At 61.9% G+C, this 21,751-nt stretch carries 23 protein-coding genes; 15 read left to right on the forward strand and 8 right to left on the reverse strand.

Annotated features, from left to right (window positions below):
* Positions 1–127: 127 nt before the first annotated feature.
* Positions 128–1,315, forward strand: coding sequence for a nitric oxide synthase oxygenase (locus AC1Q6C_RS18685; protein WP_042924169.1), 1,188 nt, complete (start codon positions 128–130; stop codon positions 1,313–1,315).
* Positions 1,316–1,321: 6 nt separating this feature from the next.
* Here AC1Q6C_RS18685 and AC1Q6C_RS18690 read toward each other — a convergent pair whose 3' ends face one another.
* Positions 1,322–2,707 carry a CitMHS family transporter gene (locus AC1Q6C_RS18690; protein ID WP_003944372.1) on the reverse strand — a complete coding sequence of 462 codons (1,386 nt, stop codon included), beginning with the start codon at positions 2,705–2,707 and terminating at the stop codon, positions 1,322–1,324.
* 93 nt (positions 2,708–2,800) lie between these two features.
* On the reverse strand, positions 2,801–3,853 hold the full coding sequence (locus tag AC1Q6C_RS18695) for a Bug family tripartite tricarboxylate transporter substrate binding protein (protein ID WP_007726742.1): 1,053 nt from the start codon (positions 3,851–3,853) through the stop codon (positions 2,801–2,803).
* Between the two features lie 112 nt (positions 3,854–3,965).
* Here AC1Q6C_RS18695 and AC1Q6C_RS18700 point away from each other — a divergent pair, with 112 nt between their 5' ends.
* Together AC1Q6C_RS18700 and AC1Q6C_RS18705 are read left to right on the forward strand one after the other, a co-directional pair.
* Positions 3,966–5,618: a sensor histidine kinase gene (locus AC1Q6C_RS18700; RefSeq protein ID WP_308118362.1), complete on the forward strand. Its 1,653-nt coding sequence runs from the start codon at positions 3,966–3,968 to the stop codon at positions 5,616–5,618.
* Positions 5,615–6,298, forward strand: a complete 684-nt coding sequence (locus AC1Q6C_RS18705; protein ID WP_042452198.1) for a response regulator — start codon at positions 5,615–5,617, stop codon at positions 6,296–6,298. Before AC1Q6C_RS18700 ends, AC1Q6C_RS18705 begins: the two co-directional genes overlap by 4 nt.
* Before the next feature lie 24 nt (positions 6,299–6,322).
* Here AC1Q6C_RS18705 and AC1Q6C_RS18710 read toward each other — a convergent pair whose 3' ends face one another.
* Positions 6,323–7,897 (reverse strand): AMP-binding protein, encoded by a 1,575-nt coding sequence (locus AC1Q6C_RS18710; RefSeq protein WP_031332006.1) that lies wholly within the window; start codon positions 7,895–7,897, stop codon positions 6,323–6,325.
* Between the two features lie 222 nt (positions 7,898–8,119).
* On the opposite strand from AC1Q6C_RS18710, the gene AC1Q6C_RS18715 reads away from it, so the two are divergent.
* The 5 genes from AC1Q6C_RS18715 (at position 8,120) to AC1Q6C_RS18735 (ending at position 13,204) form a co-directional block, all read left to right on the forward strand.
* Positions 8,120–8,665 carry a hypothetical protein gene (locus AC1Q6C_RS18715; RefSeq protein ID WP_003944299.1) on the forward strand — a complete coding sequence of 182 codons (546 nt, stop codon included), beginning with the start codon at positions 8,120–8,122 and terminating at the stop codon, positions 8,663–8,665.
* A 126-nt stretch (positions 8,666–8,791) separates the two neighbouring features.
* On the forward strand, positions 8,792–9,988 hold the full coding sequence (locus AC1Q6C_RS18720; RefSeq protein ID WP_065455982.1) for a 3-ketosteroid-9-alpha-monooxygenase, oxygenase component: 1,197 nt from the start codon (positions 8,792–8,794) through the stop codon (positions 9,986–9,988).
* Positions 9,989–10,039: 51 nt separating this feature from the next.
* Positions 10,040–11,221: an acyl-CoA dehydrogenase family protein gene (locus AC1Q6C_RS18725; RefSeq protein ID WP_003944352.1), complete on the forward strand. Its 1,182-nt coding sequence runs from the start codon at positions 10,040–10,042 to the stop codon at positions 11,219–11,221.
* Between the two features lie 39 nt (positions 11,222–11,260).
* The gene (gene bphC, locus AC1Q6C_RS18730) at positions 11,261–12,172 is read left to right on the forward strand and encodes a biphenyl-2,3-diol 1,2-dioxygenase (RefSeq protein WP_007726736.1); all 912 of its coding nucleotides are present in this window, start codon (positions 11,261–11,263) and stop codon (positions 12,170–12,172) included.
* A gap of 249 nt (positions 12,173–12,421) precedes the next feature.
* Positions 12,422–13,204: an IclR family transcriptional regulator gene (locus tag AC1Q6C_RS18735; RefSeq protein WP_207624488.1), complete on the forward strand. Its 783-nt coding sequence runs from the start codon at positions 12,422–12,424 to the stop codon at positions 13,202–13,204.
* Position 13,205: 1 nt separating this feature from the next.
* Here the strand turns inward: AC1Q6C_RS18735 and AC1Q6C_RS18740 are convergent, their stop codons facing one another.
* On the reverse strand, positions 13,206–13,907 hold the full coding sequence (locus tag AC1Q6C_RS18740) for a PadR family transcriptional regulator (protein WP_003944324.1): 702 nt from the start codon (positions 13,905–13,907) through the stop codon (positions 13,206–13,208).
* 240 nt (positions 13,908–14,147) lie between these two features.
* On the opposite strand from AC1Q6C_RS18740, the gene AC1Q6C_RS18745 reads away from it, so the two are divergent.
* The 3 genes from AC1Q6C_RS18745 to AC1Q6C_RS18755 all read left to right on the forward strand — a co-directional run bounded on the left by AC1Q6C_RS18745 (position 14,148) and on the right by AC1Q6C_RS18755 (position 15,392).
* Entirely contained in the window at positions 14,148–14,648 is a 501-nt protein-coding gene (locus AC1Q6C_RS18745; protein WP_007726733.1) for a flavin reductase family protein, read from the forward strand.
* Between the two features lie 112 nt (positions 14,649–14,760).
* Positions 14,761–15,147 carry a nuclear transport factor 2 family protein gene (locus AC1Q6C_RS18750; protein WP_003944423.1) on the forward strand — a complete coding sequence of 129 codons (387 nt, stop codon included), beginning with the start codon at positions 14,761–14,763 and terminating at the stop codon, positions 15,145–15,147.
* Complete coding sequence (locus AC1Q6C_RS18755) at positions 15,147–15,392, forward strand: hypothetical protein (RefSeq protein ID WP_007726731.1); 246 nt, start codon at positions 15,147–15,149, stop codon at positions 15,390–15,392. The genes AC1Q6C_RS18750 and AC1Q6C_RS18755 overlap by 1 nt, the downstream gene beginning before the upstream one ends.
* On the opposite strand, the gene AC1Q6C_RS18760 is transcribed toward AC1Q6C_RS18755, so the two are convergent.
* Entirely contained in the window at positions 15,365–15,850 is a 486-nt protein-coding gene (locus AC1Q6C_RS18760) for a flavodoxin family protein (protein ID WP_003944338.1), read from the reverse strand. The genes AC1Q6C_RS18755 and AC1Q6C_RS18760 overlap by 28 nt on opposite strands.
* Before the next feature lie 119 nt (positions 15,851–15,969).
* Here AC1Q6C_RS18760 and AC1Q6C_RS18765 point away from each other — a divergent pair, with 119 nt between their 5' ends.
* A complete protein-coding gene (locus tag AC1Q6C_RS18765) occupies positions 15,970–16,404 on the forward strand; it encodes a nucleotidyltransferase domain-containing protein (RefSeq protein ID WP_037131485.1) in 435 nt (144 codons plus the stop codon).
* Complete coding sequence (locus AC1Q6C_RS18770) at positions 16,401–17,024, forward strand: nucleoside/nucleotide kinase family protein (protein ID WP_042924159.1); 624 nt, start codon at positions 16,401–16,403, stop codon at positions 17,022–17,024. The genes AC1Q6C_RS18765 and AC1Q6C_RS18770 overlap by 4 nt, the downstream gene beginning before the upstream one ends.
* Before the next feature lie 31 nt (positions 17,025–17,055).
* On the opposite strand, the gene AC1Q6C_RS18775 is transcribed toward AC1Q6C_RS18770, so the two are convergent.
* Positions 17,056–17,676, reverse strand: a complete 621-nt coding sequence (locus AC1Q6C_RS18775) for a TetR/AcrR family transcriptional regulator (RefSeq protein WP_054827522.1) — start codon at positions 17,674–17,676, stop codon at positions 17,056–17,058.
* Between the two features lie 91 nt (positions 17,677–17,767).
* Between AC1Q6C_RS18775 and AC1Q6C_RS18780 the strand changes: the two genes are divergently transcribed.
* Both AC1Q6C_RS18780 and AC1Q6C_RS18785 read left to right on the forward strand, forming a co-directional pair.
* Positions 17,768–19,138 carry a cytochrome P450 gene (locus AC1Q6C_RS18780; protein WP_080726744.1) on the forward strand — a complete coding sequence of 457 codons (1,371 nt, stop codon included), beginning with the start codon at positions 17,768–17,770 and terminating at the stop codon, positions 19,136–19,138.
* A 72-nt stretch (positions 19,139–19,210) separates the two neighbouring features.
* A complete protein-coding gene (locus AC1Q6C_RS18785) occupies positions 19,211–19,453 on the forward strand; it encodes a hypothetical protein (RefSeq protein ID WP_003944403.1) in 243 nt (80 codons plus the stop codon).
* Between the two features lie 57 nt (positions 19,454–19,510).
* Here the strand turns inward: AC1Q6C_RS18785 and AC1Q6C_RS18790 are convergent, their stop codons facing one another.
* Both AC1Q6C_RS18790 and AC1Q6C_RS18795 read right to left on the reverse strand, forming a co-directional pair.
* The gene (locus tag AC1Q6C_RS18790) at positions 19,511–20,782 is read right to left on the reverse strand and encodes an EAL domain-containing protein (RefSeq protein WP_007726720.1); all 1,272 of its coding nucleotides are present in this window, start codon (positions 20,780–20,782) and stop codon (positions 19,511–19,513) included.
* A gap of 236 nt (positions 20,783–21,018) precedes the next feature.
* Positions 21,019–21,330, reverse strand: a complete 312-nt coding sequence (locus AC1Q6C_RS18795) for an STAS domain-containing protein (RefSeq protein ID WP_228401988.1) — start codon at positions 21,328–21,330, stop codon at positions 21,019–21,021.
* Positions 21,331–21,751 lie beyond the last annotated feature (421 nt).

A 21,751-nucleotide genomic window follows, 5' to 3' on the forward strand; every position in this document is an offset into this window, starting at 1 on the left:
CGACCCCATTTCGCGGTGTGACCGTCCCTTTCTTATTCTTGCGTGCAAGATAAACAAGAGCTTCGACACTCTCGATCGCCGAGCTAACGTTCAGCGAAATCTCAACCAGCCAAACAGGAGTCGTGCCGTGGATTTTGTTCGACAGGACGAATTGCCCACCGATAGCGGGCTTACGTCCCAGATCGCCTCCACTACCCCGACGCTGACCGAGCTTCAACGTCGGGAACTCGAGTGCGTCGAATTTTTCGACTCTCCGGAACTGGGACACCTCCCGACGTCTCGGCGGCGTGAGGCCTTGCGTGAACTCCATCGGACCGGCACCTACACGCACACAGCGGAGGAATTGCTCGTCGGCGCCAAACTCGCGTGGCGAAACCACGCCAGGTGCGTCGGTCGCGCGCATTGGCGGACCCTCAAACTCATCGACGCGCGCGATGCCGTCACGGCTTCCGCTCTCGCCGAAGCATGCTGGGAGCACCTGCGACTGTCGACCAACGGCGGCGCTCTGCAGTCGGTCGTGACGGTCGGGCCACTCCCCCGCGAGGACGGTCAGGAGTACCGAATCCTCAGCCCGCAACTGATCCGCTACGCCGGCTACCGGCAGCCTGACGGCACCATTCTGGGCGACCCGTGGCACGTCGATCTGACTGCTCAGGTCACCGCGATGGGGTGGAAGGGCGCCGGTACGCCGTTCGACGTTCTCCCCGTACTGATTTCGGTTCCCGACGAACCCCTGCAGTACTTCGACGTCCCGACCGACCTGGTTCTCGAGGTCGAGATCGAGCACCCCGAATACAGCTGGTTCGCTGATCTGGGGCTTAAATGGCATGCCGTCCCTGCGGTCTCGGACATGAACCTCGACATCGGCGGAATCGTTTATCCCTGCACACCGTTCAGCGGTTGGTACGTCAGCACCGAGGTAGGCGCACGCAACTTCAGCGACACCGATCGCTACAACATGTTGCCCACCATCGGAGCGATGATGGAGCTCGACATGAGCCACGACCGCACGCTCTGGAAGGACCGCGCACTGGTCGAACTGAACCGTGCAGTTATCCACAGCTACCGCAAGGCCGGCGTCATCATGGTCGACCATCACACTGTCGCAAAGCAATTCATCGATCACATCGCGCGTGAGGACAAGGCCGGGCGCAAGTGCCCGACCGACTGGTCATGGGTGAACCCGCCCATGTCCAGCTCGCTCACGCCGACGTTCCACCGCCTGTACGACGAGCCCGATCTCGACATCCGGCCCAATTTCGTGACAAAAAAGAAGAAGGGCACCGACCAAGGCCGGTGCCCCTTCCACAACTGATCGCGCTCAGAAGGGGATCTGCCCCAATCCGACGCCGACCACGAGCATCGTGATCGAGATCAGGCCCGCTCGCCACAGAACCTTCTTGTGGTGATCCGCCAGAGAAACACCGGCGAGTGTGACCAGTAGCAGGATCGCCGGGACCAGCGGGCTCTGCATGTGCACGGCCTGCCCGGTGATCGAGGCGCGCGCCATCTCCACCGGCTCGATGCCGTACTGCGCTGCAGTCTCGGACAGCACCGGCAGCACACCGAAGTAGAACGCGTCGTTGGTCATGAAGAACGTGAGCGGGATACTCAGGACGCCCGTGATGACGGCGAGGTGCGGGCCCATCGCGTCGGGGATGACCTGCAGCAGCCACTCTGCCATCGCCTCGACCATGCCGGTTCCCTGGAAAACGCCGGTCAGCACCGCTGCTGCCAGCACCATCGCGACCACCGAGACGATGCTCGACGAATGGCGTGCGATTGCTTCACCCTGATCCTTGACCGCCGGGAAGTTCACCGCGAGGGCGATCGACGACGCGATCATGAACAGCACCGGGATGGGCAGGATGTCCATCACGAGTACGACGAGAAGGATCGTCGTCAGCGCAGCGTTGAACCAGAGCAATTTCGGCCGCAAGGTGTCCCGCTTGGGGTCGAGGCCGTCGATGAATCGTCCGGTGTCGCCGCCGTCGTCCTCGGAGTCGTTCGAGCCGCCGGTGCCGGCGCTACCGGTGCTGGAACTTCCACCGTTTCCGACCTTTTCGAGGATGCGCTCAGAAGTCAGGACCAAAGTCCCGATCCTGCGGCGCTCCATGATCCCGAGGTGAATCGCGAATCCGAGCACCATGATCAGGCCGACGATCAACGACGGCACCATCGGCACGAACACGTCGGAGGGTGAGAGTCCCAGCGCGCTCGCGGCCCGGACGGTCGGGCCGCCCCACGGAATGATGTTCATGGTCGCGTTGGACAGGCCGGCGATCACCGTCAGAACGACGGGACTGACACCGAGTTTGAGGTAGAGCGGAAGCAGCGCCGAGGTCACGATGATGAAGGTCGTCGAACCGTCTCCGTCCAGCGAGACCACCATCGCGAGCACTGCGGTTCCGACCACGAGCCTCATCGGATCGTCTCGCACCATCCGCAAGATGAGCTTGACCAGCGGATCGAAGAGGCCGACGTCGATCATGATTCCGAAGAAGATGATCGCGAAGAACAACAGCGCCGCGGTGGGTGCGAGCGACTTGATGCCGTCGGTGATCATGTCGCCGATTCCGAGGCCCGCCCCGGCAAGTAGTCCGAAGGCCACCGGAACCAGAGTCAGTCCCACCACCGGGGTCGCGCGTTTGGTGAGAATCAGGAACATGAACACCGCAACCATGAGGAAGCCGAGTGTGACGAGCATGATGAACTCCTTTAGTGCTGAATTGCCGAGAAAAACGGCACGGCAAATCGAGCCGGTGACCTTCGTGGAGGTGAAACGAAACTTCGGTAGTGCTCAGTTGATGCCGGGCGGATCGAGTGTTGCGTCGACGAACCGGGATTGATCGGTGAGGAATGCGGAGAACTCGGGTTCGGTGAGAACTGCACTGTTCCAACCGTTTCGGCGAGACAGCTCGTTCCAGCGCGGGCTTGCCGCCAGATCCCGCACCAAATTCTGCAAGTGCTGACGCTGATCGTCCGTCAGGCCCGGCGGCGCCATGAGGCCGCGCCAATTGGTGAACGTGACGTCGACGCCAGACTCCGCCATCGTGGGCGCATCCACCGCCGGGGTACGGGCCGGCGAGCTGACCGCAAGGACCCGAACCGTGCCTGCCGCAATCTGATCGAGGTACTCACCGATACCGGTGGCGGCTACGTCGACCTGCCTCGTGAGCAGTGCGGGAAGCAGTTCGCCGCCGCCGTCGTAGATGCGGTACGGGGAGCGCGACGGATCGACGCCGACCGCCCGTGCGAACAGAAGGCGGAACAACCCGTCCGGTCCACCTTCACTCGAACCACCGCCGATCGAGATCGACGACGGATCCGCCACCCAGGCCTGCGTCAGATCGGCGAGAGTTTTGTACGGTGAATCTGCTGGAACCAGTAGCGCTTCCGGTTCTTCGACGAGTCTCGCAATCGGTGTCACGTCGGCAAGTGTGTGCTCGGACGGCAGTATCTCGAGCGAACCGAGAACTCCGAGCCCCATGACCATGAGTAGGTCGGGATTCCCGCTTTCGAGAGCCAACCGGTTGAGTCCGACGATGCCGCCCGATCCGGGCAGCACAACGACGTCAGCGTCGACGGTCCCTTCGTCGGCCAGTGCTTGCACCATGGTCCGGGCGGTCAGGTCGTAACCACCACCGGCCACCGAGGGCACCAGTACGCGCAGTTCTTCGGAACTCTCACCCGCTCGGCCACCGGCGACGAAGGACTCGACCGGAGTGCATCCGGTCGAGAGCACGAGAGTCATCGCGCAGGCACCGAGCAGGGCGATATGCCTGCTCAGCCGCTTCGATGTGCTCATGGCTTCGTCCTTGTCTGCCGGTACCGATGTGTGAACAGGTTTCATACTGACGCACTTTGTGACTGGGGTCACCATTGGGAAAGCAAATTGATTTGTGCTCATTGTGCTCACGAACGGCCGCTTTCCCGGCATCGAACTGAAGGCTAGGGTCTGGCTGGTGTCCTCAGGAAACGAGCAGGCGGAGCGAGAGAGCAAGTCGTCTCTGTTTGCCCGGCTGTTTCGCCGCCGGCACACTCTGGCGACACAACTTCTCGAACTGCAACTTCTGATCGTCGTTGCAGTTCTCGTGTGCGTCACCGCCCTCTCCCTCGCGCAGTCGTCCGCGAGTTTCCAACGCGAGGAGGGACGTCGCGCACTCTCGGCAGCGGAATCGCTCGCAGCCAATCCGGCAGTACGCGAGCTACTCCCCCAGGCGCAGACCCGTCTCCGCTCCGGACTACAAGGTTCGGTCGACTCGGTACGCGCCATCTCGGGCGTCACCTACGTCTCGCTTGCCGACGCCGACGGCAGTGTCGTCATTTCGACGCGTCCCGGTGATGTCGGCATCGACGCACGTCAGACAGAGGATCGGTCGTGGACGGGTTTGGTCGACACGCCCTCCGGCAAGGCCGTGGAGGCGCACGTTCCGATTCTCGGCAGCGAAGGAGCGATTACCGGAACCGCGATCGTCGGCATCGAGTACCCCTCGATCTGGACGCGACTGCTGCAGTCTGCACCGAATCTCCTGGTATACCTCGCGGTGGCATCCCTTCTCGGCGGCGTCGGGTCGATCCTGTTGGCCCGCAGGGTAAAACGGCAAACCCTCGGCATGGAAGCCGGCGAGATCCTGGACCTGGTTCGCCAACGTGAAGCAATGCTGCGCGGTCTCAAGGAAGGCGTCATCGCATTCGACGCGCAGGGAAAGGTGGTGCTGATGAGCGACAGTGCCCACCAACTCCTCGACATCCCACGCGGCAGCGCCGGTAGATCGGTGCGGGACCTCGGTCTCGACGACCGCCTCCAGAGTGTACTGACCTCCGGCACAACCGAATCCGATCAGTTGGTTCTTGTCGGCGATCGCCTGCTCGTCCTCAACACCGTCTTGATCGAATCGAAAGGCCGCACCATCGGGTCGGTCACCACTTTCCGCGACCGCACCGAATTGCGCTCCGTGGAAGAAGAACTCGACGTGACCAAAACCAGCACCGACGCACTACGCGCCCACATCCACGAGTTCGACAATCAACTGCACACCATCTCCGGCCTCATCCAGCTCGGCGAGTACGACGAGGTGGTCGGCTACGTCGAGGGTCTGACCATGGAGCGCGCGCAGGTCAGCGCGACCGTGACCGAGAAGATCGCCGACGTCGGCACCGCCGCACTCGTGATCGCCAAGATAGGCGCCGCTGCACAGGGGTTGGTCACGGTCGAGCTGGCGGCGGACACGCATCTGGAACCGGTGGACCGCAGACTCGGACGAGATCTCGTGACAGTGGTCGGAAACCTCGTCGACAATGCCGTCGACGCCGTCGGCGAGATGCCGGAAGCCTCGCGCCGCAAGGTTCGGTTGTCGATTCGGGGCAGTGGCACCGCGGTCGAAGTTCGGGTCGAGGACGCCGGCCCCGGTATCGCGCCGGAGAATCGCGACAGGGTGTTCGGCCAGGGCTGGAGCACCAAGGGACAATCGAGCGACGGACACGGTTTCGGTTTGGCGCTGGTGCGCCTGACGTGTCGTCGGCGGGGCGGCGACGTCACCGTGAGCACTCGTTCGGCAGAGGACATCGAGTGGACTGTCTTCAGCGCAGTCCTACACGACGGAGAGGGCGCATGATCCGGGTACTGGTGGTCGACGACGACTTCATGGTGGCGAAGGTGCACAGCGGATTCGTCTCGCGGATAGACGGTTTCGAAGTGTGCGGCGTTGCCCATTCGGCCGAGACCGCGCTGGCCGCAGTCGGTGAGTTGCAACCCGACCTGGTTCTTCTCGACGTCCACCTGCCCGGCACCACCGGACTCGATCTGATCGCCCCGTTTCGCGAGCTGGCACCGGAGCTGGATGTTCTTGTCATCACTAGTGAGCGTGAGGCCGGCTCGGTCAAGAAAGCGCTGCGCAGCGGCGTCGTGCATTACCTGATGAAGCCCTTCACGTTCGAGGTTCTCCGTGAGCGTCTCGAGCGGTACCGATCGACATATGCGAATCTCGACAGCTCCGGCGAAGCAGAACAGACAGCAGTGGACGAGGCCTTCGGTGTGGCAGGTGGCGCGCCCGGGGCGTCGTCCCACAAAGGTTTGCCCAAAGGACTCAGTCCTGAGACCCTTCAGCTGGTCGAGGCAGCACTACGAGACGAAACCGAACCCGCCTCGGCCACAGATATTTCCGAGAGGGTCGGCATCTCACGCGCGAGCGCGAGGCGCTACCTCGAATACCTCTACGAAACCGGGCGGTCCACCACTTCGCTGAAATACGGAGTGGTGGGCCGCCCCGAACGTCGTTACGTCTGGAAACGCTGACCCTTCGCTACCCGACGCTGGTTCCTAGACCGCGCGGGCGCTGGTCTCCCAGTACCGCGCACGCAGCGCCTTCTTGTCCAGCTTGCCCAGCGGTGTCAGCGGAAGGGAATCCACGAAGTCGATGCTCTTGGGAGCGTGAACCGAACCCTTGGCCGCCTTCACCTTGTCGACCAGTTCCTCGGTGTCGACGGTCAGTCCGGCACGAAGTACGACACAGGCCTTGACGGCTTCGCCCCACTTGTCGTCCGGCACACCGACTACCGCCACCGACGCGACGGACGGATGCGCCGAGATCACGTCTTCGATTTCGCGGGGGAACACGTTGAAACCACCGGTCACGATCATGTCCTTCTTGCGATCGACGATGGACATGAACCCGTCCTTGTCCTTGCGCGCGATGTCGCCGGTGTGCAGCCAACCACCCCGGAACGCCTCAGCGGTTTCGGCCGGCTTCTTCCAGTAGCCCTTCATGATCAGCGGGCCACGGACGCAGATCTCACCGAGTTCTCCCTGCGGCACCTCGTTGAGGTCGTCGTCGAGCAACCGGACGTCGAGCCACGGCACCGGACGCCCACACGTGGCGAGGCGGGCCGGATCGTCGGCGAGGTGTTCTTCCTTGCGCAGCACCGAGATAGTCATGCCGCACTCGGTCTGACCGTAGAACTGGAAGAAGATCTGACCGAACTTCTTGATGCCCTCCTGCAGTCTGGCGGGAGACATCGCGGACGCTCCGTAAAACAGCGTCTGCAAACTCGAGACGTCCCGCTTGGGCAGATCGGGGTGGTCCATGAGCATGTAGATCATGGTGGGCACCAACATGGTTGCCGTGATCTTGTGCTTCTCGATCGCTTCGAGCACAGCACCTGGCTCGAAGGCAGGCAGGACGATCAACGCACCGCCGCGCAGCAAGGTCGGGATGAAGAACGCTGCACCTGCGTGTGAGAGTGGCGTGCAGATGAGGAAGCGGTTGTCCTCGGGCCACTGCCACTCCGACATCTGGATCTGATTGAGCGCAGCACCCGAACGGAAGGATCCGACAACACCTTTGGGCTTGCCGGTCGTTCCACCGGTGTAAACCATGCTGCTGGCGTCTTCGGCGTCGACGTGCGCTGCCTTCAGCGGCGCGGGCTCGAACGTGGCAGCCAGCGCGAGGATGTCGATTCCCACCTCGGACGGCCCCATCGAGAGCACGTTGGTCAACGAGGGTGACGACGCCTTCAACTCGGCGGCACGCTCTTCGAAGGCATTGGGATCGAAGATCAGCGTCTCGATCTCGGCGTCGTCGACGATGTACTTGTGGTCGTCGAGCGATCCCATCGGGTTCAAGGCGCTCGCCCGGCAGCCGGTGATCATGGTCGCGCCCATACTGATCAGAACCTCGGGGCGATTCTTCGACAGCATCGCGGTGCTGGTGCCCTGAGTGATTCCCAAAGACGCGAGCGCCTGGGCGAAGCAGCTGATCTGATCGCGCATCTGACCGCCGGTGAGGATCACGTCGCCGAGGTACAGCGCGGGCTTGTCGTGATTGCGTTCCAGAGCGGTGATGAGCAGGTCCGGACCGTATACCGGTCGGTGCAGGTCAGCGAACTCGTCTGTCATCTGGTCTTCCTTCTGCTCGGCGCGTGCAGTCATCGAGATGTGCTCCCGGTCACGGATACGATATCCAGAATTGCACAAAACTGGAACAGGTTCCACCTCTTCGATCGAATCCGAGAATGCTCCCGATCAGCGGGAAGCCCGTCGTCACCCGCGAGAGCGGTGGTTAGCGTCGATGTACCCACCGAGACGACAGCGTCTCGGTCGCGTCCAACGGAGAGTGTCATGACTACCAACCTCGGTACCGCCCACTTCACGGCAACTGCTCCGCGTACTGCCACCACGCTCCTCTCCGATTTCGACTCGTTGTACGGCACCGTGCGCTCGGCACCCGACGGGGCCGTCGTCGAGCAGGACGTCGTGTTCTTCGGACGCCCCGATCCAGGCGCACTGCTCACCGGATCCGTGAGGGCGCTGAGTTCGACACTCGAGCGGATCACCGAATACCACGACCAGACCGGGCATCTGGTGGCCGAGGTCTTCGTCCGGGAAGCCCCGACAGCGGGCACCGGAACCGATTCCGTTGCCGCCCTTGCTGATTTCGCTGCTCGTCGTTACGGCTCGGCGTCACTACGACGCTTCCGCGGACGTTGCACCGCGACTTCCACGGGAACAGATCTGCACTGCTCCGTGACAGTGCTCGCGACGTACGAGAAGGACCACGAGAGCGTGGCCGACGTAGCTCTGGTCGCCACCGATCCCGCTGGGGTCGTCACTGCCCGGGCCTGGGCGACTTACGCGATCGACGATGTGGCGACACTCGCGAGCTGAATCTCTGCAGGTCACCGAGTAGGCGTTCCATCCAGCGGGAACTGCCGTATCTCCAGCGGACGCTTCGTCGTTGTATGAGACGGATCACATCACTGGAGCGTCGCAAGACGCGGCTCGGAGGAAGACATGGCACTCGGAACCGGCCCACTCACCACTACGGACACCCCGACGCAGACGGGCGCCGGCGAGGAAATTCGAGAAATCGAAGCAGCAGCGCCTCCCGCACGGTTCGCACGTGGATGGCACTGCCTCGGACTGAGCAATACCTATCGCGACGGTCAGCCCCACCAGATCGAGGCATTCGGCACCAGCCTTGTCGTCTTCGCCGACAGCAAGGGCGACATCAAGATTCTCGACGCATACTGCCGCCACATGGGTGGCAACCTCGCTCACGGAACCGTCAAGGGCGATTCGATCGCCTGCCCGTTCCACGACTGGCGTTGGAGCGGTAACGGAAAATGTACGGCGATCCCCTACGCACGACGCGTTCCGCCGCTGGCCAAGACGCGGGCATGGATCACTCTCGAGAAGAACGGTCAGCTGTTCGTCTGGCACGATCCCCAGGGAAATCCCCCGCCCGCCGAGGTCACGATCCCCGACATCGAGGGCTTCGGAAGCGATGAGTGGAGCGACTGGAGCTGGAACACGCTCACCATCGAAGGCTCTCATTGCCGCGAGATCGTCGACAACGTCGTGGACATGGCCCACTTCTTCTACGTTCACTACTCGTTCCCCAAGTACTTCAAGAACATCTTCGAAGGTCATGTCGCGAGCCAGTACATGGAATCGGTGGGACGTGAGGACGTCATCAGCGGCACCAACTACGGCGATCCCAACGCTGTGCTCCGTTCGGATGCTTCATATTTCGGACCGTCTTACATGATCGACTGGATCAAGAGCGAAGCCAACGGGCAGATCATCGAGACCGTCCTGATCAACTGCCACTACCCGATCTCGAACAATGCGTTCGTCCTGCAGTACGGCGCGATGGTCAAGAAGCTACCCGGTATGGACGACGAGTCCACTGCCGCGATGGCCGCGCAGTTCACCGAGGGCGTCGAGATGGGATTCCTTCAGGACGTGGAGATCTGGAAGAACAAAGCTCCGATCGACAACCCCCTGCTCTCCGAGGAGGACGGCCCGGTTTACCAGTTGCGTCGCTGGTACAACCAGTTCTACACCGACGTCGAGAATGTCACGGAAGACATGACGAAGCGCTTCGAATTCGAGATCGACACCACCCGCGCAGTGGAGAGCTGGAAGCGGGAAGTCGCCGAAAACGTTGCCGCACGCGACGCCCAGGCACTCGAGACAACCTCCTGATCCGCAGTCGAAAACACTGCTGAGACAACCAGACTGGATGCAAGGAACAACATGACGTACGAAGTGCTCGAACAGATCAACGCGATGGCCGACGACATCTTCGCCGAAGGCATCGAGGCCGAGCGGATCGGCCGGGTGGCCGACGACACCGCCAAGAAGATGAAGGCAATCGGTTCCATCCGCATGCTGCAGCCCAAGGAGCATGGCGGCATGGAGGCGCATCCGCGCGAATTCGCCGAAACCGTCATGCGGATGGCTTCACTGAACCCGTCGGCCGGCTGGGTCCACGGGATCGTCGGAGTTCACCCGTGGCAACTCGCGTTCGCGGATCCCAAGGTGCAGCAGGAGATCTGGGGATCCGATCCCGACACCTGGATGGCATCGCCGTACATGCCCGGCGGAATGTGTATCCCCACCGACGGCGGCTACAAGTTCTCCGGCCGCTGGCAGTTCTCCTCCGGTACCGACCATTGCGACTGGGCATTCCTCGGCGCGATGGCGTGTGACAAGGACGGCAACATGGAGATGCCGCCGCGCATGCTCCATGTGATCATTCCGCGCACCGACTACGAGATCATCGAAGACTCGTGGGATGTCATGGGACTTCGCGGCACCGGCTCCAAGGATCTCGTAGTCAAGGATGCGTATGTCCCCGATTACCGCGTCATGGACTGCGACGAGGTCATCGACGGCACGGCAGTGCGCAAGTACGGGCGCACCGAGACGCTGTACCTCATGCCGTGGTCGAACATTTTCCCCCTCGGAATCACCGCCGCCACGATCGGCATCTGCGAGGGAATGCTCTTCCACGCCAACGAGTACCAAGCCGATCGCATCAACGCGCAGGGCACGGCGATCAAGGACGACCCGTACACCTTGTTCGCCATCGGTCAGGCAACCGCCGACATCCGGGCTGCGCGCGACACCCTGCTTGCCAACGTCGACCGCATGTGGGATCGAGTGGACGCTGGCAAGGAAGTGACCTTCGAGCAGCGCGCGGAGGGACGTCAGACTCAGGTACAGGCCGCCTGGCGCGCCGTCAACGCAATCGATCAGGTCTACCCACGCTGCGGTGGCAACGCATTGCGGATGGACAAGCCGCTTCAGCGATTCTGGCGCGATGCTCATGCTGGACAGCATCACGCAATTCACGTGCCGAGCACCGTTTTCCACGCCGCATCACTGAGCCGTCTCGGCGCAGACCCGCAGGGTCCGCTGCGGGCGATGATCTGATCAGACTTCGACACAAGAAATCGACAGGAAAAAGACACGATGACACGCACCGACATCAAGGGACTTGGCTACGTCAAGATCTCGACCAACGACATGGCACGTTGGCGCACTTTCGCTTTCGACGTTCTCGGCTTCGCCAAGGGCAGTGGGCCGGACGAGAACGCGCTCTACCTACGACTCGACGAGCGTGCTGCTCGCATCGTCGTCGTCGAGGGTGAGCGCGACGAGATCGTCAACATCGGTTGGGAGGTCGCCGACCACGCCGCACTGCGCCGCGTTCAAGAAGCACTCGAAAAGAACGGCACCGAGGTCGAGCAGCTTTCGCTCGCCGAAGCAGATGCTCGACGGGTCGAAGAGGTCATCGCCTTCACCGATCCCGGCGGAGCAGCCATCGAGGTCTTCCACGGAGCGATCCTCGACCACAGCCCCGTGGTGACGCCCTTCGGCGCTCGATTCGTCACCGGCTCACAGGGTCTCGGCCACGTCGTACTCCCCGTCATGGACAGTGCTGCGAGCTTCGACTTCTACACCGAGGTGCTCGGCTTCTACCCGCGCGGCGCCTTCCGCCTGCCGGCCCCGCCTGAATTCGGGCCGCTGCGAATCCGTTTCATGGGCGTCAACGAGCGTCACCACAGCTTGGCCCTGTGCCCGGCACCGCACGGCGGCGCACCCGGCCTGATTCACATCATGGTCGAGGTGGACACCCTCGACGCCGTCGGCCAGGCACTCGACCGCGTGATGAAGGACGGATTCTCCGTGTCGTCGACCCTGGGTCGTCACACCAACGACAAGATGATCTCCTTCTACGTCCGCGCACCCGGCGGCTGGGACATCGAGTTCGGCACCGAGGGCGCGAGGGTGGATCAGGACTCGTACTCCTCCGAGGAGATCACCGCTGACAGCTACTGGGGCCACGACTGGTCCGGAAGCGAACCACTGGCAGCTATGTAGTACCGCCGGTGGCGATTAATACCTGCCGGTGGCGATCAATACCTGCCGGTGGCGATGTAATACCTGCCAGTAGTTAAACGACGAGGGGGTTTGCGCGAGCATTCGCGCAAACCCCCTCGTCGTTTCCACCGCGACGCGCCCGAAAACAGACCGGTGATCCACTTCACAAATCCGTAACTCTATGACACTATTTCTAATTGAAATAGCCAGTTCACTGGTTGTGGAGCTCTAAGAGAAGTGAGGTACACGATGACACTGCAGGCTGTGGATGCTTTAGGCGCCGATTCGGCCCCGACAGCAATTCTCGATCGCGTCTCGCTGGTTCTCGACGCCTTCGACGGTCCCGGCAGGTTGACGCTCGCTCAAGTCGTTCGGAGCACGGGCCTTCCCCGCTCGTCTGCCCACCGCATGCTCGAACGTCTCGTCTCGATGCGTTGGCTGCGTCGCGACGGCCGTGACTACGAACTCGGTATGCGCCTCGTCGAACTGGGATCGCTCGCGGTTCATCAGGACCGCCTCCACGCTGCAGCCATGCCGCTTCTCCACGAGCTCTACCGAGTCACCGGATTCGTGGTTCACCTCGGCATCCTCGACGGGCCCGATGTGGTCTACATGGAGAAGATCGGCGGACGCCTCGCCGCCGCAGTGCCGACGCGTGTCGGTGGTCGACGCCGCGCCGAGACCACTGCGATCGGTCAGGCACTGCTCGCGTTCGGTTCGCCGAAGTCCCCGGGCTACGCACTGCCCCACCTCGCCAGAATCCGCGAGTCCGGGGTGGCCTTCGAATCCGGAAACGGCCTACCGGGATTCAGCTGTCTTGCGGCACCGATCGGCCCCATCGGCCGCGCCGTCGCCGCGGTATCCATCTGCGCGCCGTCGAAGGCCCTCCGCCTCGACCACGTCAGCGCAGCGCCGGTCCGTATGGCGGCCGCTGCAATTTGGCGAGGCATCGACGGCGGATCGCTGAGCGTCACTCCGACTTTGCAACGTCGTCATCTGCTGCGCAACATGCCGACCGCAGCCGGGGCCTGACTCAGATACTCGAACCGTTGCCGGTGAGCCCGGCTTGCTCGAGCGCCAACACGTACTCCTCGACATTCTTCCATTTGCCAGGCGTCGAGGGCAACGGTGATCCCAGTCGGTCGTGCTCGGCGACGTTCGCGAACTCGGCGGTCGCACGATCGATGTCGTCGAGCAGTTCGCGAGCAAGTTCGATCTCGGCTCGGAAGTACCGTTCCGACCATCGCAACGTCATGACCGGGAACGACCAGGCCGGCTCGTTCTCGGCATGATCTGCGTGGAGTTTCGCGCGTCGAATCTGCTCTTCGACATTGGCGATGTGGGCTTCCACCAGCGCCTTCAGTCGCTCGGGCTCGTTGAGGTGTCCCATCCACAGACGCAACATCACACCGTGCTTGAGCACCGGAACTTCCACCGGTGCCTCCCGTGACCACGTCCGGACGGCGTCGGTTCCTGACTGAGTAATGGAGTAAAGGCGCTTGCCTCGCACCCCTGGTTCGGAGACGACCCGAGACTCCACGAACCCGATGCTTTCGAGCTTCTTCAGTTCTGCGTACACCTGGCTGATGGACGGGCTCCAATAGAAGAAGCCGACACTCCAGTCAGCCCACTTCTTCAAATCGTTTCCGGTCAGCTCCTCCCCGAACGTCAGCATCCCGAGCACTGCCCAGCTGGTAGCGGGAAGTCCTCGGGACACGTCATCAGGTTCGGACATGCCCGAAGTCTAACAATCACTGGTCATTTGCTGGTTTCGTAGAATCCGAACGGACCGCTGAGCGGGATCAAATTTGCTCGAAACCCCTCCACCTGCCACTCGGTCGGTCCTGACCCGTGCCGAGAAGCCATTGCTGCCATTGAGTGGGACTGCCGCTGGATTACGGCCGCGGCGCCACACATCGTTGCTTCTGAAGCTGTTTGCAGAGTTTTGAACAAAAGATTTGAACAAGGAGACGACATGACCGTGGAAAACGCCGAGCCGCCAGTTCTGGACGGACGCACACTTCGCAACGTGATGAGCAATTTCTGCACCGGCGTCACCGTCATCACCGCTCACGACGGAAATTCACCCCTCGGTTTCACCTGCCAGTCCCTGGTCTCGGTATCGCTCGATCCCCCGTTGCTCTCGTTCTGCCCGGCGAAGACGTCGACAAGTTGGCCGAAGCTTCGCGAAACGGGAACTCTCTGCATCAATGTTCTCGCCCACGATCAGCAGGACATGTGTTCGGCGTTCGCTCGCGGCGGGACGGACAAATTCCTCGGCGTCGAGTGGGATGCCGCCGGCAACGGTGCTCCGGCGCTGAGCGGCGCGCTCGCCCGCATCGAAGCAACGGTCGAGCAGGAGCACGACGCCGGTGATCACACCATCGTCGTCGCACGCATCACCGATCTGAACGTGCTGCGCCACGACGGTCCGCTTCTGTTCTACCGCGGCGGGTTCGGACGCTTCGACGCCTGAGTGCTCAGGCTGTCCCGCTGCGTGGGAGATGCCGGCGCCGAATCGAGCCCGCACCGATAGCGTCCGAAGTAGTTGTCAGACCCTGAACTTCTCGACTGATCGGACTAACTCGATGACCACTCTCGAACCAGACACCACGGCCGCGATCACGGCGACGGTTACCACCTACCTCGACGCCGTGGCTCGCGGATCGTCAGCGGACATCGCCGCCCTCTACGCCGAGAACGCGACGCTCGAAGACCCGGTCGGCAGCGAACCCCGCGTCGGCAAGGCCGCGATCACCGAGTTCTACGGCGCTCTCGAGGGCGGTTCGCAAGAGACGGAACTGCTTACCTTGCGGGTGAGCGGATCCAGCGCGGCCTTCCACTTCCGCGTCGTCACACCGGTGGGCGATCAGGTGTACGAGGTCGAACCGATCGACGTCATGACTTTCGACGAGGACGCCAAGATCACGAGCATGCGCGCCTTCTGGTCACCGGCCGATCTGATTGCACGCTGATGCGTCAGGTCAGTTGCCGCAACTGCGGAAACCGTGTCCTCGTCGAGAAGTACAGCGAAGCGCACACCAGCGTCCAATGGCTCGAAGAGTCGCAGGAAGTGTGCCCGGAGTTGGGTCGCGCGAACAGCCGTGCCAACGCTCAGCGGACGTGTGGCGCTCTGCGCCAGACGATCAACGACCTTGCCGACGCCGGTGAGCTGGAGATGAGCCTGCGCAGCTACCCGGTGCCGGGCAAGCTGTCCTGAACGCTTCCGCGTAGCATTTCGGCGAACATGCGCGCCGATTCCAAGTCGTCGGCGTTCGGCCGCCCCTTCCGGATACCGCCGAAAGGCTTGAACGGGAGATAGGTATCCCACGCACGGGACGAGAAGGCTGCGACCACATCGAAGCCCTTCTGTTCGAGCAACTGAACCAGTGGACGCGAGAAGCGATGAATCCCCTTGTCAGGAAATCCACTGGTGGCGAAGACAAAAGCCTTGGATCGCCGTTCTTCGGGGAGTGCCTCGACGAACGAGCGTAAATCTGCGTGGTACGAGCGTAGGTAGATGCCGGAGCCGAACCCCACCAGGTCGTAGTCGGCGAGCTGCGCGGCGTCGATGTCACCGGGCTCGACCACGCGAGCATCGAGAACTTCTCCGATGACATCGGCGATCAGCTTCGTATTGCCATGGGAGACAGAGGTACACACGATGATTGCTTTCATCGGCTGAGTTCTCTCATTTTGGACATACGCATCCCTCCGCCTGGTTTGTCACTGACAGTTCCAGGATAGAGGCCCCGGCGAAGCTACGGAGAAGGGTGGCGATGGGGAATGATGCCGGTATGTCAGCAAGGTTGAAGGGACGAAGACGTGCGGTGAACGCGCTGCTCGTCGACGTCGAACGATGGGCCGCTGAGCACGATGACGTCAAAGCTGTAGCGCTGGTCGGGTCCTACGCGCGCGGCGCGGAGCGTATGGCGAGTGATCTTGATCTGATGATCCTGGCCGACGACGCGAACGCGCTCGCAAATGAAGACTGGTTCGACCGGCTCCGCCCCGACGCGCGATTCATCAGAGCCGCCAACTGGGGGCCAGTCCGAGAACGACGCTTCCGCCTACGGTCCGGCCTCCTCGTCGAACTGAATTTCGCGAGCGAGAGCTGGGCCGACCTTCCGCTCGACGCGGGCACTCGACGCGTCCTCGAAGACGGCCACCGAATCCTGTACGACACCGGGCCTCTTCGCGTCGCTACGAGCGCGGGAAGAACTGCTCGATGAGCACCAAGACGGTCTTCGAGACCTTGGCCGCCGAAATAAACGCGCTGCGCGGCTCTCCCGTCGTCGCGATCGACGGCGTCGACGGGAGCGGCAAGACGACATTCACGAAAAGTCTTGCAGCACAGCTGAATGAACGCCCCGCCATTGTGATTCACGTCGACGACTTCCTCAATCCGCCGGAGATTCGCCATCGCAGAGGTCGGCTGTCACCGGAAGGCTTCTGGCTCGACAGCTACGACTACGACGCCCTCGAGCGTCATGTTCTCGCCCCTCTGAGACCGGGAGGTAACCGCGAGTACCGACCACGACGGGACAGCGACGCGTACTTGCATGCAGCCGACGGAGCCGTAGTCCTCGTCGAGGGACTCTTTCTGCATCGGGACGAATTTGCTTCCCGATGGGACTATTCGATCTTTCTCGACGTGCCCTTCGAGATCACCGCCGAGCGAATGAACCTTCGCGACGGAACGAACGCGGATCCGGAACACCCGTCGATGAACCGTTATGTCGGCGGCCAACGTCTGTACTTCGCGGCTGCAGAGCCCTGGACCCGCGCGGACAGTGTCATCGACAATTCAGACCCGAAACTGCCTCGAATCACGACACATGCCGCCCACTAGAGTTGGCAGTCCGCATCGCCGGCCCCGCGTTTCATCGGTGCGCTGTGGATGTGAATTGGAAGGTTGCGGCATCCACGATCTCAGCGGGCGTGATGTCGATTTCGCCGTTGAGCCAGGCCGTCACCAATTCGGCCAGGCCGCCCACGAACAGTAATCCGTTGATCTCACCCTGATGGGGAGGCCAAGCTCGATCGCCGTACAAGAGCGCAGCCTCGTCGGCCACCATCTGCGCGAACCCACGCAGCGCTCCCCGCCGGTGAGTGCGCAGCGGCTCGTAAGCCACCGACTCGACCATCGCGACACGCCCTTTTCGAGGATCGTCCGTCAGGATGTTGACGAACGAAGCAATGGCGCTCCGCACGCGCTCCTCCCGTGTCCCCTCGGTCGTTCGGAGTGCAGCCATTCCGGCCACGCGCACCTCGTCGACGATTCCGTCGAAAACCTGCTGGAGGAGTTCGTCCCTGCTGGCGAAACTCTCGTAGAAATATCGCTCTGTCAGCTTCGCATGCGCACAGATGGCGGTCATGGTGGCACCCTGCCTGCCCGCGGCCGCAAACACGTCCAGTCCTGCTGCGAGCAAGCTTTCACGCCGAAGCGCGGCCCGCTGCTCACCACTCAGACCGGCATATCGACGGGGTGTGGGAGAAGCCATGAGTCGATCTTGACAGACGACGCGACTGTGACGCAGACTACCCCCATCTGACAGGCGCCACTGTCAGATGCAAACGGAAGGCAGGTACGTGATGTCGAAAATCCTGGCCGCTCCACCCATCCGGTCGCAGTTGCGTCCCATCTCAGGCAACTCGGGACTACCCGGAATAGGGCAAACTTTCGAATACATCCGCGACCCTCTCGCTCTGATGCAAAAACGCTGGGATCGTTACGGCGAAGTCTCGTGGTTCTCGATGGCCGGTAGACGATGGGTCGCAGCCCTCGGGCCCGACGCATGCCAAGAAGTTCTCCAGAACAAAGACCGCGCTTTTGTCAACAGCGACGGGTGGTCAGTGCTCATCGGTCCCTTCTTTCACGGGGGTCTGATGCTTCTCGACTCCGAAGAGCACCTACGACAACGACGCATCATGCAACAAGCCTTCACGAGATCGCGTCTCGAAAAGACCGTGGACGTGCTGAATCCCGCGATCGCCTCCGCGCTCGACGCCTGGACTCCGTCCGATGGCTTCCGCGCCTACACCGCTCTCAAAGCTCTCACACTCAACCTCGCGACCGACATCTTCATGGGCGGCGCGGAAGGGACCACTGAAAGCGAAATCGACTCTGTGAAAAAAGCTTTCGTCGATTGCGTGCAAGCTGCAACCTCGGTGATCCGTTATCGAGTTCCCGGCACCAGATGGAAGCGCGGCCTCGACGGGCGCCGAACCCTCGAAAACTTCTTCCGCCGCTACCTACCTGCGCGCCGTTCACGCGAAACCGACGACCTGTTTTCCGTTCTCTGTCACATCGAATCAGACACCGGACAGCGCTTCAGCGACGGCGAGGTGATCGATCACATGATCTTCCTGCTGATGGCCGCACATGACACCTCCACCATCACCATCTCGACAATGATGCAATATCTCGGCCAGAATCCTCAGTGGCAGAACAGATGTCGGGCGGAATCACTCGCACTGAGTACGTCGACGCCGAGCTATGCCGAACTCGACCAACTCGCCGGCTTGGACCTGGTGATGAAAGAATGCCTCCGACTCGTCGCTCCCGTGCCGGTCATGGCTCGCCGAGCGGTGTGTGACACCCAGATACAGGACCACTTCGTACCCGCTGGGACCTACGTGTCAGTGGTGCCACATTTCACTCACCACATGCCGCAGTACTGGCCCGACCCCGAACATTTCGATCCCGAACGTTTCGCGGACCACCGACGTGAAGACAAGGTGCACCGGTATGCCTGGGAACCGTTCGGTGGAGGCGTGCACAAATGCCTCGGCATGCACTTCGCCGGCGTCGAAATCAAAGCGATCATGCACCACCTGCTCACACGCTTCGATTGGCAGGTCGCGCCCGGCTACACCGCCCCTCTCAACTACATGTCCTTGCCGTTCCCCTCCGACGGACAGCCGATCGATCTGAAACCACTCACGACTTCTCATGACCGGTAGCGACCGAACAGACGTCAGGATCAACTCGCACATGACTACCGGCACAGACGCTTTCGAAATCCAGAGGAAAACATGAGCACTCGGCCCGCCCGAAACCGGCATGCACGCGCTGCTCCGAAACCAGAGGTCGTCTCAGCGGCGGAGTTCCTACTCGCAGAATCCGACGCCCATGTCTTCCGTCGCCGCTATCTCGAACTGCTCACCCACACCACAGCGCCGGATGGCGCAACCGTCACGGACTACACGGTCGCCGAAAGGTATCTACTCAACTCTGCAGCAAAGAGACGTGCTGCGCGGCGCCCGGCCACTCCTTAGCCACGATCGCCGGTCGGGCAGCGCTCGCGGCGAACGTCGAGAACATCGGTACGGGGTTCACGAATTCGTCTTGGGGTAACGACGAAGAATAGAGTGCGCTGCCTGGGTGACGGTGGTGCGATCGTAGGTTTGCACGAAGTCGAAGGTCCGCTCGAGATCTGGACCGTTGTCATGAAGATCTCGCGCCGACAGCATCGCCGCATGGTGTGGTCCCAGAGTGACGACCGTCCACTCGTTGACGAGATCATCACCCGGGTCGAGCGGTGCGTGTTGAACTTTACCGTCGAGCATCACGGACAGTCCGACACCGTAGACACCGGCAAACCCTACGGTATCGGCGAGGTGACGCCACCGTGCTGTTGTGGATGCGGTGAAATGCTCGGCTTGTTGAAAGGTGCCCAGAACAAGCATCGAGGAACCCGATGTGGCGGCTTGCGCTTCGAGAGACTTACTCAGTTGGATCAACAGACGCTTGGTACCGCGCCGGATCCGGCTGTGAGCAGACACGATCGAGTAGGGAGTGCCCACGTCGGGGATGGGATCACTCCACACCGGACTGTCGGGCATCGCGACGACCGGTTCGGACAACAGTGAACTCGGATCGTCGACTGCGGGATACAACTCACCCGTTCCGTATGTGGCTCCGATGGTGATTGCGGCAAGACGGGACGATTCCGAGTCGACACCCTCGGCAAGGATAATCGCGTTCGATCGCTCGACGTAGGCGCCGAGCGCGTGCACCGTCGTTCCAACTTCGAAATATGCCGCCTTGGAGAGTAATTCAGCGGAAGTGATAATGATGTCGGGTTCGACCAAAGACAGAAGTGTCGCCGAGTGCCTGTCGATGCCGACGCCGTCGAGTGCAATCAGACGCCCGCCCGCGCGGGCTTCTCTGATCACTGCCAGAGAGTTGTGGGGATCGGTAAGCACCGATGCGCTGTCAACCGTGATGACGATCCGTTGCAGATTTCTCGTCACTCCTTCGATACCAGGAGCGTTCAGAGCTGCTCGGGAAGCCGAGTCGACTGCCACCAGCAACGGCAGGCGATCCGCGACGGTGCATGCGAGTGCAGTACGGGACATGGCCAGTTTGTGACTGTCGAATTCCGAGCGTTGCTGCATCAATTGCGAGGCGCGACGGAGGGCATGCGCCGAACACAGAGAGGAATTGTCAGGCCCACGCAATTGCAACTCGGCGCCTGCAAGTGCGTGGTCGTCGAGGCGGCGTATCGGTGCGAACTGCATGCTTACTTCCAGACCAATCACATCGGAGAACTGGGTGATCGGAGAATTCGACGATGTCGAACCGTTGCTGGTGTCATACGCCATGGTGTGGCTCTTCACTACGAGTCGGGACCACCAAGCGTTCATGCGGCCGGACGCGTCGATGGCAGCGCCGGCTGCTCGACACCGAACGAGAATACCGCAAATCTCGGCGCAACCCGGTGACGACAACCTGATCCCGCGCCGCAAAGTGCACATCGACACGCAGATCAGACCAGATACCAAGTCAACGCGTATCGAGCACTGCTCACTTCACATCGTTCGTGGGAGTTGTTTCCGGCTCAAGCACCGAGAGCATCAGCGGTCGACGTGGCAACGCCCGCAATGAGTTCGGAGGCGCCGAGAGCCTGAAAGATCATGGAGACCGCTCGCGTCGGGGCAAACAAGCGAATGCGGTTGTTGCCACGCCCCGCAGCATCGACAACGGCATTCGCCACTCCGGACGACATGAAGGTCACGCCGGAGAGATCGACGTGAATATCGGTTCCGACCAGGAGAAGTCGGTCGAGCGCGTGCACCAATTCCACCCGCTGACCCATGTCCAATTCTCCGGCAAGTCTCAGTACCGCATACGAAGGGGTGTAGCTTTCCACGTCGATACTGTACCGATGCCCTTCTCGGCCGGCGCTGTCAAAGAGATCGAGAACATTTGCAGCTGAAGAACGTTCGTTGATCGTAGTCATGAAAGCCTCTTGTCTGGACTCGGCGTGCCCCACCGCCCGAATCAGCGATGAATCACTGTGCGTCGGATAACCAACCGTGTCGGTCACTGCGTTCCAGACGAACTCTGCCACCGGCAGGTTTCGCCGACACAACCACATCTATAACGCTAGGGTCTCGAAAACGTCACAGCGCGATATCGCACTTTTGGCGCCACCCCCGACGCACTGAACCGCTACCTCGCCTGGCCCCCGACGTGCCTGCGGGGCGACGTCTCTGCGGCGTCGACCACTGGCTTTCTCGCTCATCGGGAAGGTGGGTTCGCCGCACCACCATTCCGCAATACCTTCTGTG

The sequence above is a fragment of the Rhodococcus sp. MT28 genome, assembly GCF_058792695.1.